At 70.0% G+C, this 9936-nt stretch carries 11 protein-coding genes; 8 read left to right on the forward strand and 3 right to left on the reverse strand.

The features are described 5' to 3' along the window. Window positions 1-63: 63 nt before the first annotated feature. The 3 genes from ACFXG1_RS21920 to ACFXG1_RS21930 all read right to left on the reverse strand — a co-directional run bounded on the left by ACFXG1_RS21920 (window position 64) and on the right by ACFXG1_RS21930 (window position 2811). Window positions 64-1023, reverse strand: coding sequence for a heme A synthase (locus tag ACFXG1_RS21920; RefSeq protein WP_384718540.1), 960 nt, complete (start codon window positions 1021-1023; stop codon window positions 64-66). Window positions 1024-1111: 88 nt separating this feature from the next. Then, window positions 1112-1888, reverse strand: coding sequence for an ABC transporter permease (locus tag ACFXG1_RS21925; protein WP_384718538.1), 777 nt, complete (start codon window positions 1886-1888; stop codon window positions 1112-1114). Beyond that, complete coding sequence (locus tag ACFXG1_RS21930; protein WP_384718536.1) at window positions 1888-2811, reverse strand: ABC transporter ATP-binding protein; 924 nt, start codon at window positions 2809-2811, stop codon at window positions 1888-1890. The genes ACFXG1_RS21925 and ACFXG1_RS21930 overlap by 1 nt, the downstream gene beginning before the upstream one ends. A 348-nt stretch (window positions 2812-3159) precedes the next feature. Between ACFXG1_RS21930 and ACFXG1_RS21935 the strand changes: the two genes are divergently transcribed. The 8 genes from ACFXG1_RS21935 to ACFXG1_RS21970 all read left to right on the forward strand — a co-directional run bounded on the left by ACFXG1_RS21935 (window position 3160) and on the right by ACFXG1_RS21970 (window position 9799). Next, complete coding sequence (locus ACFXG1_RS21935; protein ID WP_384718534.1) at window positions 3160-3939, forward strand: helix-turn-helix transcriptional regulator; 780 nt, start codon at window positions 3160-3162, stop codon at window positions 3937-3939. Then, window positions 3936-5357 carry a Fe-S cluster assembly protein SufB gene (gene sufB, locus ACFXG1_RS21940; protein ID WP_384718532.1) on the forward strand — a complete coding sequence of 474 codons (1422 nt, stop codon included), beginning with the start codon at window positions 3936-3938 and terminating at the stop codon, window positions 5355-5357. Before ACFXG1_RS21935 ends, sufB begins: the two co-directional genes overlap by 4 nt. Before the next feature lie 96 nt (window positions 5358-5453). Next, window positions 5454-6635, forward strand: a complete 1182-nt coding sequence (gene sufD / locus ACFXG1_RS21945) for a Fe-S cluster assembly protein SufD (RefSeq protein ID WP_384744198.1) — start codon at window positions 5454-5456, stop codon at window positions 6633-6635. Next, complete coding sequence (locus ACFXG1_RS21950; RefSeq protein ID WP_358828862.1) at window positions 6632-6949, forward strand: non-heme iron oxygenase ferredoxin subunit; 318 nt, start codon at window positions 6632-6634, stop codon at window positions 6947-6949. The genes sufD and ACFXG1_RS21950 overlap by 4 nt, the downstream gene beginning before the upstream one ends. Before the next feature lie 7 nt (window positions 6950-6956). After that, entirely contained in the window at window positions 6957-7721 is a 765-nt protein-coding gene (gene sufC / locus ACFXG1_RS21955; protein WP_384744200.1) for a Fe-S cluster assembly ATPase SufC, read from the forward strand. Further along, on the forward strand, window positions 7718-8977 hold the full coding sequence (locus ACFXG1_RS21960) for a cysteine desulfurase (RefSeq protein WP_384717783.1): 1260 nt from the start codon (window positions 7718-7720) through the stop codon (window positions 8975-8977). The genes sufC and ACFXG1_RS21960 overlap by 4 nt, the downstream gene beginning before the upstream one ends. A gap of 13 nt (window positions 8978-8990) precedes the next feature. After that, window positions 8991-9464 (forward strand): Fe-S cluster assembly sulfur transfer protein SufU, encoded by a 474-nt coding sequence (gene sufU / locus ACFXG1_RS21965; RefSeq protein WP_384717778.1) that lies wholly within the window; start codon window positions 8991-8993, stop codon window positions 9462-9464. Beyond that, on the forward strand, window positions 9461-9799 hold the full coding sequence (locus ACFXG1_RS21970; RefSeq protein ID WP_358828866.1) for a metal-sulfur cluster assembly factor: 339 nt from the start codon (window positions 9461-9463) through the stop codon (window positions 9797-9799). Before sufU ends, ACFXG1_RS21970 begins: the two co-directional genes overlap by 4 nt. Window positions 9800-9936: the final 137 nt, after the last annotated feature.

Below are 9936 nucleotides of genomic sequence, written 5' to 3' on the forward strand. Positions count from 1 at the left end.
GCCCCCCCCGGTGCCGCGGCCCCCCCCCCCCCGTCCGACGCGGAGACGTAGGGACGTGAGGACTCAGGTCCGGCTGAGGACCGCGTCCGGCTGTGCCGGGATGGCCGCCGTGTCGGCGGGCCGCTCGCGCACGCTCAGCAGCAGCCGCATCACCGCGACCCACATCAGCGACGAGCCGAGCATATGGGCCCCGACGAGGACCTCGGGCACCCCGGTGAAGTACTGGAGATAGCCGATCCCGCCCTGCAGCAGCAGGACGACCAGCAGGTCCCGGGCGCGGGCCCGGGTGTCCCGCGGCGCGTCCACCACCCGGAGCACCAGCCACATCGCGACCGCGAGCGCGCAGACCAGCCAGGCCGACGCGGCGTGCAGCTGGGCCGCCGCGGCCCAGTCCCACGGCATCCGGGGCACATCGCTGCTGTCGCCCGCGTGCTTGCCCGAGCCGGTGACGGCCGTGCCCAGCACGATCGCGAGACCGGCGGTGACCACGACCGCCCAGGAGAGCCTGCGCACGGGGCGCGGTACCCGGGGGCGCGGCGGGCCGTCACCCTCGCCGGCCCGGTGCCAGGTGAGAACGGCGACCGTGAGCAGCGCGTTGGCGAGGACGAAGTGCGTGGCGACGGTCCACGGGTTGAGGGCCGTCCAGACCGTGATGCCCCCCAGGACGGCGTTGGCGACCACGATCCAGAACTGGAGCCAGCCGAGCCGGGTCAGGGACCGGCGCATCGGCTTCGCGGCGCGCGCGGCGACGATCGTCCAGCCGACGGCGGCCGAGAGGACGTACGTCAGCATCCGGTTGCCGAACTCGATGGCCCCGTGCAGCCCCTGCTCGGGGGTGGCGAAGAGGCTGTCGTCGGTGCACTTGGGCCAGGTGTCGCAGCCCAGGCCGGATCCGGTGAGCCGGACCGCGCCTCCGGTGACGATGATGACCACGGTCATCACGACGGCGGAGAGCGCGGCCCGCCGGACGATGCCCGGCGCGGGCGTCCAGCGCTGCGCGATGCGGTCGAGGGGAGTTTGCACGGGCCCATCGTAGGACGGGCCTTGTGCATCGATTCACGAGGGGTGCCCGGCGCGTCGGCCGGGCCGGGGCGGAGCCCTGCCGTACCGCCTACTCCCAGCGGAAGAAGCGGGCCGCGGCGCCGAGACCGAGGGCCGCCCACACAGCGAGGATCCCCAGCGCGGACCAGGGCACCCCGGAGCCGTCCGTGAGGACGTCGCGCAGCCCGTCGGAGAGCGCCGAGATCGGCAGCAGCCCGAGGACGTCGGCGGCGCCGTCGGGGAAGCGGTCCAGCGGGACGATCACCCCGCCGCCGACCAGCAGCAGCAGAAAGACCAGATTGGCCGCGGCCAGGGTCGCCTCGGCGCGCAGGGTGCCGGCCATCAGCAGCCCGAGGCCGCAGAAGGCGGCGGTCCCGAGGGCGAGCAGCAGGACGACGGCGGCGAACCCGGTCGCGCCGCCCTTCGGCGACCAGCCGAGACCGAGGGCGATGGCGGTCAGCAGACCGATCTGGAGGAGCTGGGTCAGCAGGACGGAGAGCGTCTTGGCGCACATCAGCGCCCAGCGGGGGAGCGGTGAGGCGCCGAGCCGTTTGAGGACCCCGTACCGGCGCTCGAAGCCGGTGGCGATGGCCTGGCCGGTGAAGGCGGTCGACAGCACCGCGAGGGCGAGGACGCCCGGGGCGAGGAAGTCCACCGCCCGCTCGCTCCCGGTGTCGACGATGTCGACGGTCGAGAAGAGGACCAGGACGAGGGACGGGATGACGATGGTGAGCAGCAGCTGCTCGCCGTTGCGCAGCAGCATCCTCGTTTCGAGGGCGGTCTGCGCGGCGATCATCCGCCCCAGGGGGGCGGCACCGGGGCGGGGTGCGTACGTACCGGTGCTCATCAGCGCAGCTCCTTGCCGGTCAGCTCCAGGAAGACGTCTTCCAGGGTGTGGCGCTCCACCGAGATGCCGTCCGGCATGACGCCGTGCTGGGCGCACCAGGAGGTGACCGTGGCCAGCAGCTGCGGCCCGACATCGCCCGTTATCCGGTACGTCCCCGGGATCGGTTCGGCCGCCTCGGTGCCGTCCGGGAGGGCCTTGAGGAGGGAGCCGACGTCGAGGCCGGGGCGCCCGGTGAAGCGGAGGGTGTTCTCGGCGCCGCCGCGGCAGAGCTGCTCGGGGCTGCCCCCGGCGATGACCCGGCCGCCGTCGACGATCGCGACGTCGTCGGCCAGCTCCTCGGCCTCGTCCATGAAATGGGTGGTGAGGACGATCGTGACGCCGTCGGCGCGCAGCTCGCGGACGAGGCTCCAGGTGGCGCGGCGGGCCTGGGGGTCGAGCCCGGCGGTGGGCTCGTCGAGGAAGACCAGTTCGGGGCGGCCGACGACGGCCATCGCGAGGGAGAGCCGCTGCTGCTGGCCGCCGGAGAGCCGCCGGTAGGCGGTCCGGCCGCAGTCGCCGAGTCCGAGCCGTTCGACGAGGAGGTCCACGTCCAGCGGGTCGGCGTGCAGCTTCGCCATATGGCGGAGCATCTCCACGGCGCGGGCGCCCGAGTAGACCCCGCCGGACTGGAGCATCACCCCGACGCGGGGGCGCAGCCGGGAGGCGTCGGCGACGGGGTCGAGACCGAGGACGCGTACCGTGCCCGCGTCGGGACGGCGGTAGCCCTCGCAGGTCTCGATGGTGGTGGTCTTTCCGGCTCCGTTGGGGCCGAGGACGGCGGTGACGGACCCCCGGGGGACCGTGAGGTCGAGGCCGTTCACGGCCGCCTTGGATCCGTACCGCTTGACCAGGCCCTGGATCCGGACGGCGGGCTCGCTCTGCATGCCGGGAAGTCTAGGTGCCGGTACTGACGCCCCGGGGCCGTACCCCCGACTCCGATGGCGGTACCGCCTCAGGGGGCCGGTGAAAATGCTCTGGTGTGGGCGGGGCGGGTGGGGCGCACCGGGTCCCGGGAGGCAAAAGAGGCTTCGGAGCGCTTCGGGAAAACCTCCGCGCATAGGGCCGACGCCCGTGGGAAACGAGCCCTTGAATCGGTCGTTTTACCTGGTCAGGGGCGCTGTAAGGGTCCGCGGGCGGCAAACCCGCTTAGGTTACCCTAAGTGATGAACGGCACCGCGGGTGGATCCGTATGGTGGTTGTCACTCCTCCGGGAATTACGCAACAATGGCGTTGTGAAAAACGTCGGCGAGGCTCCTCGGGAGGAACTCGCGACCGGGACGCGGTCGGATCATTCGACGCGCAACCGGGTCGCGCGCTCCATCCTGGACCACGGCCCGTCCACGGTGGCCGACCTCGCGGGCCGGCTGGGGCTCACCCAGGCCGCGGTCCGCCGCCACCTCGACACCCTCGTCGCGGAGAACACCGTCGCGGCCCGGGAGAAGCGGGTGTACGGCGCCAGGACCCGCGGCAGGCCGGCCAAGGTCTTCGTCCTGACCGACTGCGGCCGGGACGCCTTCGACCAGTCCTACGACTCCCTCGCGGTCGACGCCCTCCGCTGGATCGAGCGGAACGCCGGGGGAGAGGCGGCCGTCGCCGCCTTCGCCCGCGACCGCATGGACCACCAGGCGAAGCCCTACCGCGAGGCCGTCGCCGCGGCCCCGCCCGACGGGCGCACGGCGGCACTGGCGAAAGCCCTCAGCGCCGACGGGTACGCTGCTGTGGCGCGTGCCGCCCCGGGGGGGCAGCAGGGCGAGCAGCTCTGCCAGCACCACTGCCCGGTCGCGCACGTCGCCGAGCGGTACCCGCAGCTGTGCGAGGCGGAGACCGAGATCTTCTCCGAGCTCCTCGGGACCCATGTACAGCGGCTGGCCACGATCGCCCACGGCGACGGGGTCTGTACGACGTTCATCCCCGGGAGCCCGCGCGGCACCCCGCGGGGTCCGCGGACGGCATCCGCCCCACAGACGACATCATCAGCATCCACACGCACGGCCGGGAGGAACCCCGCATGACTCTCCCCACGGAGACTGCTCACCCCGAACTGGAGGGTCTGGGCACCTACGAATTCGGCTGGGCCGACTCCGACGCAGCCGGCGCCGCGGCCAAGCGCGGCCTCTCCGAGGACGTCGTCCGCGACATCTCCGGGAAGAAGAACGAGCCGGAGTGGATGCTGAAGCTGCGCCTCAAGGGCCTGCGGCTGTTCGACCGGAAGCCCATGCCGAACTGGGGCTCCGACCTCTCCGGCATCGACTTCGACAACATCAAGTACTTCGTCCGGTCCACCGAGCGCCAGGCGGCGTCCTGGGAGGACCTGCCCGAGGACATCAAGAACACCTACGACCGGCTCGGCATCCCGGAGGCGGAGAAGCAGCGCCTGGTCGCCGGTGTCGCCGCGCAGTACGAGTCGGAGGTCGTCTACCACCAGATCCGTGAGGACCTGGAGGAGCAGGGCGTCATCTTCGTCGACACCGACACGGCGCTGAAGGAGCACGAGGACCTCTTCAAGGAGTACTTCGGCACCGTCATCCCGGTCGGCGACAACAAGTTCGCGTCGCTGAACACCGCCGTCTGGTCCGGCGGCTCGTTCATCTACGTCCCGAAGGGTGTCCACGTCGACATCCCGCTCCAGGCGTACTTCCGGATCAACACCGAGAACATGGGCCAGTTCGAGCGGACCCTGATCGTCGTCGACGAGGACGCCTACGTCCACTACGTCGAGGGCTGCACCGCCCCGATCTACTCCTCCGACTCGCTGCACAGCGCCGTGGTGGAGATCATCGTCAAGAAGGGCGGCCGCTGCCGCTACACGACGATCCAGAACTGGTCGAACAACGTCTACAACCTGGTCACCAAGCGCGCCGTGGCCTACGAGGGCGCGACCATGGAGTGGGTCGACGGCAACATCGGCTCCAAGGTCACCATGAAGTACCCGGCCGTCTACCTGATGGGCGAGCACGCCAGGGGCGAGACGCTCTCCATCGCCTTCGCGGGCGAGGGCCAGCACCAGGACGCCGGGGCCAAGATGGTCCACATGGCGCCCAACACCTCCTCCAACATCGTCTCCAAGTCGGTGGCGCGGGGCGGCGGACGCACCTCCTACCGCGGTCTGATCGAGATCGGCGAGGGCGCCCCCGGCGCCAAGTCGAACGTGCTCTGCGACGCGCTGCTCGTGGACACGATCTCCCGCTCGGACACCTACCCGTACGTCGACGTCCGCGAGGACGACGTGTCCATGGGCCACGAGGCGACCGTCTCCAAGGTCTCCGAGGACCAGCTCTTCTACCTGATGAGCCGGGGCATGACCGAGTTCGAGGCGATGGCGATGATCGTGCGCGGCTTCGTCGAGCCGATCGCCAAGGAACTGCCGATGGAGTACGCGCTGGAACTCAACCGGCTGATCGAGCTCCAGATGGAGGGTTCGGTCGGCTGACCCGGCCGCCGCACCCCTGTGGGGCGGGCATCGCCGTGCCCGCCCCCGCCGACAGATTTCCTTCACCACAGGCAGAGAGAGAGCACGACGACAGCCATGGCTGAGGCTCAGAACATCCCGGCGGGTTCCACCACCGCCGGCGCGATCGCGGTGGCCGCCGAATCGACCGTCGCCACCCGGATGAGCGCGCCCCCGTCGTTCGACGTGGCGGACTTCCCGGTCCCGCACGGCCGCGAGGAGGAGTGGCGGTTCACCCCGCTGGAGCGGCTCGCCGGACTCCACGACGGCACCGCCGTCGCCTCCGGCGGCGTGAAGGTGGCCGTGGAGGCCCCCGAGGGCGTCACCGTCGAGACCGTGGGCCGCGACGACGCCCGGCTCGGCCGGGCGGGCACGCCCGTGGACCGGGTGGCGGCCCAGGCGTACACCTCCTTCGAGCAGGCGTCGGTCGTCACCGTGCCCAAGGAGGCCGTGCTGACCGAGCCGGTCCGGATCGCCGTCCACGGCGAGGGCGGGGTCGCCTACGGCCATCTCGTCGTCGAGCTCGGCGCCTTCGCCGAGGCCGTCGTCGTGATCGACCACACCGGTGACGCGGTCCTGGCCGCCAATGTCGAGTACGTACTCGGCGACGGCGCCAAGCTGACCGTCGTCTCCGTCCAGGACTGGGACGACAAGGCCGTCCATGTCTCCCAGCAGGACGCGCTGGTGGGCCGGGACGCCTCCTTCAAGTCCGTCGTCGTCACCTTCGGCGGCGATCTGGTACGGATCCACCCCCGGGTCGCCTACGCGGCCACCGGCGGCGAGGCCGAGCTGTTCGGGCTCTACTTCACCGACCGCGGACAGCACCAGGAGCACCGCCTCCTGGTCGACCACAACGCGCCGCACAACAAGTCCAACGTGGTCTACAAGGGCGCGCTCCAGGGCGCCGAGGCCCACGCCGTCTGGATCGGCGACGTCGTCATCCGGGTCGCGGCCGAGGGCACCGACACCTACGAGATGAACCGGAACCTGGTCCTCACGGACGGCGCCCGGGTCGACTCGGTGCCGAACCTGGAGATCGAGACCGGTGAGATCGTCGGCGCCGGACACGCGTCGGCCACCGGCCGGTTCGACGACGAACAGCTCTTCTACCTGATGGCCCGGGGTATCCCGCAGCACGAGGCCCGCCGTCTGGTGGTCCGCGGCTTCTTCGCCGAGCTGGTCCAGCAGATCGGTCTCCCCGATGTCGAGGAGCGCCTGATCGCCAAGATCGAGGAAGAGCTGGAGGCGTCGGTCGCATGACGTTCGTCCGAGCCTGCGCGCTCAGTGAGCTGGAGGACGACACCCCCAAACGGGTGGAGCTCGACGGCCTGCCGGTCTCGGTCGTCCGTACCGAGGGCGAGGTCTTCGCGATCTACGACATCTGCTCGCACGCCAACGTCTCGCTCTCCGAGGGCGAGGTGGAGGACTGTCAGATCGAGTGCTGGCTCCACGGCTCCAGCTTCGACCTGCGTACCGGAAAGCCGTCCGGACTGCCCGCGACGCGCCCCGTCCCCGTATACCCCGTAAAGATCGAAGGGGACGATGTGCTCGTCTCCCTCACCCAGGAGTCCTGAGCTACCCATGGCAACGCTTGAAATCCGCGACCTCCACGTCTCCGTCGAAGCCGAGAACGGCTCCCGGGAGATCCTCAAGGGCGTCGACCTGACCGTGAAGCAGGGCGAGACCCACGCCATCATGGGCCCCAACGGCTCCGGCAAGTCCACCCTCGCCTACTCGCTCGCGGGCCACCCCAAGTACACGATCACCGGTGGCCAGGTCACCCTGGACGGCGACGACGTCCTGGAGATGTCCGTCGACGAGCGCGCCCGCGCCGGTCTCTTCCTCGCCATGCAGTACCCGGTCGAGGTCCCCGGTGTCTCCGTCTCCAACTTCCTGCGCACCTCCGCCACCGCGATCCGCGGCGAGGCGCCCAAGCTGCGTACCTGGGTGAAGGAGGTCAGGGAGGCGATGGAGCGGCTCCAGATGGACCCGGCCTTCGCCGAGCGCAACGTCAACGAGGGCTTCTCCGGCGGTGAGAAGAAGCGGCACGAGATCCTTCAGCTGGAGCTGCTGAAGCCGAAGATCGCGATCCTGGACGAGACCGACTCCGGCCTCGACGTCGACGCCCTGCGCGTCGTCTCCGAGGGCGTGAACCGGATCCGCGAGAGCGGCGAGGTCGGCACCCTGCTGATCACCCACTACACCCGCATCCTGCGGTACATCAAGCCCGACCACGTGCATGTCTTCGCGGCCGGCCGGATCGCCGAGTCCGGCGGTCCCGAGCTGGCGGACAAGCTGGAGGCCGAGGGCTACGAGGAGTACGTCAAGGGGGGCGTGACCACATGAGCGCAGAGCTGCCGGGGCTGCTCGACACCGAGGCCATCCGTAAGGACTTCCCGATCCTCGACCGGGTGATCCACGACGGCAAGAAGCTCGTGTACCTGGACAGCGCGGCCAGCTCTCAGAAGCCGCGCCAGGTCATCGAGGCGATGAGCACGTACTACGAGCGGCACCACGCCAATGTGCACCGTGGTGTCCATGTGCTCGCCGAAGAGGCCACGGCGCTGTACGAGGACGCCCGGACCAAGGTCGCGGAGTTCATCAACGCGCCCAGCCGGGACGAGGTGATCTTCACCAAGAACGCCTCGGAGTCGCTCAACCTGGTCGCCAACATGCTCGGCTGGGCCGACGAGCCCTACCGGGTCGACCGTGAGACCGAGGTCGTCATCACGGAGATGGAGCACCACTCCAACATCGTGCCGTGGCAGCTGCTGGCGCAGCGCACCGGCGCGAAGCTGAAGTGGTTCGGCCTCACCGACGACGGCCGTCTCGACCTGAGCAACATCGAAGAGGTCATCACCGAGCGGACGAAGATCGTCTCCTTTGTGCTGGTCTCCAACATCCTGGGCACGATCAACCCGGTCGAGGCGATCGTCCGGCGCGCCCACGAGGTCGGCGCGCTGGTGCTGATCGACGCCTCCCAGGCCGCCCCGCACTCCCCGCTGGACGTCCAGGCCCTCGGCGCCGACTTCGTGGCCTTCACCGGCCACAAGATGTGCGGCCCGACCGGGATCGGCGTGCTGTGGGGACGGCAGGAGCTGCTGGAGGACCTGCCGCCGTTCCTCGGCGGCGGCGAGATGATCGAGACCGTTTCGATGCACTCCTCGACCTACGCCCCCGCGCCGCACAAGTTCGAGGCCGGTACGCCGCCGATCGCCGGGGCCGTGGGTCTCGGCGCCGCGGTGGACTACCTCGAAGCCATCGGCATGGAGAAGATCGCCGCCCATGAGCACGCGATCACCGAGTACGCGGTCTCGCGGCTGCTGGACGTCCCCGATCTGAGGATCATCGGCCCGACGTCGGCCGAGGACCGGGGCGCCGCGATCTCCTTCACGCTCGGTGACATCCACCCGCACGACGTGGGCCAGGTCCTCGACGAGCAGGGCATCGCGGTCCGGGTCGGCCACCACTGCGCGCGGCCGGTCTGCCTGCGGTACGGAATTCCCGCGACCACCAGGGCGTCGTTCTATCTGTACTCCACGCCCGGCGAAGTGGACGCGCTGATCGACGGGCTGGAGCACGTCCGTCAGTTCTTCGGATAGCGGGAGCCGTGTCGTGAAGCTTGATTCGATGTACCAAGAAGTCATCCTCGACCACTACAAGAACCCGCACGGGCGGGGACTGCGCGAGGGCGACGCCGAGGTACACCACGTCAACCCCACCTGTGGCGACGAGATCACCCTGCGGGTGCGGTACGAGGGCACCCGTATCGCGGATGTGTCGTACGAGGGCCAGGGGTGTTCCATCAGCCAGGCCAGCGCGTCCGTACTGAACGAACTGCTGGTCGGCAAGGAACTCGCCGAGGCGCAGAAGATCCAGGAGACCTTTCTGGAGCTGATGCAGTCCCGGGGCCGGATCGAACCGGACGACGCCATGGAGGAGGTGCTGGAGGACGCGGTCGCGTTCGCCGGTGTCTCCAAGTACCCCGCCCGGGTCAAGTGCGCGCTGCTCGGCTGGATGGCCTGGAAGGACGCGACCGCGCAGGCGCTGGGCGAGACGCCCGGCGCCACCGAGAGGAAGACGGCATGACCGAGAACGCCGGGGCCGCGCTCAAGCCGGCCTCCGAAGAAGAAGTCCGCGAGGCGCTGTACGACGTCGTCGACCCCGAGCTGGGTATCGACGTGGTCAACCTCGGGCTGATCTACGGCATCCACATCGACGACTCCAATGTCGCCACGCTGGATATGACGCTGACGTCGGCGGCGTGTCCGCTGACCGATGTGATCGAGGACCAGGCCAAGTCGGCCACCGAGGGACTGGTCAACGAGCTGAAGATCAACTGGGTCTGGATGCCGCCGTGGGGCCCGGACAAGATCACGGACGACGGGCGCGAGCAGCTGCGCGCCCTGGGGTTCAACGTCTGATCCCCCGTTCGACGGCAAGGGGGCGCCCCGGCGCTCCTGGATACGGCCGTGGGGGGGGCGGGCCCCCCCCCGCCGCGGGCGGGTTGCGGGGCGGGGGGGTTGGGGGTGTGTTTGAAAAAAACAAGACCACCAAAAAA

It is taken from the genome of Streptomyces sp. NPDC059248 (genome assembly GCF_042753905.1).
Taxonomy (GTDB): domain Bacteria; phylum Actinomycetota; class Actinomycetes; order Streptomycetales; family Streptomycetaceae; genus Streptomyces.

Bases quoted from the DNA above. Each gene is read 5' to 3' on its own strand.
- ACFXG1_RS21925 (WP_384718538.1), bottom strand. From the start codon at position 1,888: ATGAGCACCGGTACGTACGCACCCCGCCCCGGTGCCGCCCCCCTGGGG.
- sufD (WP_384744198.1), top strand. From the start codon at position 5,454: ATGGCTGAGGCTCAGAACATCCCGGCGGGTTCCACCACCGCCGGCGCG.
- ACFXG1_RS21930 (WP_384718536.1), bottom strand. From the start codon at position 2,811: ATGCAGAGCGAGCCCGCCGTCCGGATCCAGGGCCTGGTCAAGCGGTAC.
- ACFXG1_RS21950 (WP_358828862.1), top strand. From the start codon at position 6,632: ATGACGTTCGTCCGAGCCTGCGCGCTCAGTGAGCTGGAGGACGACACC.
- ACFXG1_RS21960 (WP_384717783.1), top strand. From the start codon at position 7,718: ATGAGCGCAGAGCTGCCGGGGCTGCTCGACACCGAGGCCATCCGTAAG.
- sufC (WP_384744200.1), top strand. From the start codon at position 6,957: ATGGCAACGCTTGAAATCCGCGACCTCCACGTCTCCGTCGAAGCCGAG.
- sufB (WP_384718532.1), top strand. From the start codon at position 3,936: ATGACTCTCCCCACGGAGACTGCTCACCCCGAACTGGAGGGTCTGGGC.
- ACFXG1_RS21970 (WP_358828866.1), top strand. From the start codon at position 9,461: ATGACCGAGAACGCCGGGGCCGCGCTCAAGCCGGCCTCCGAAGAAGAA.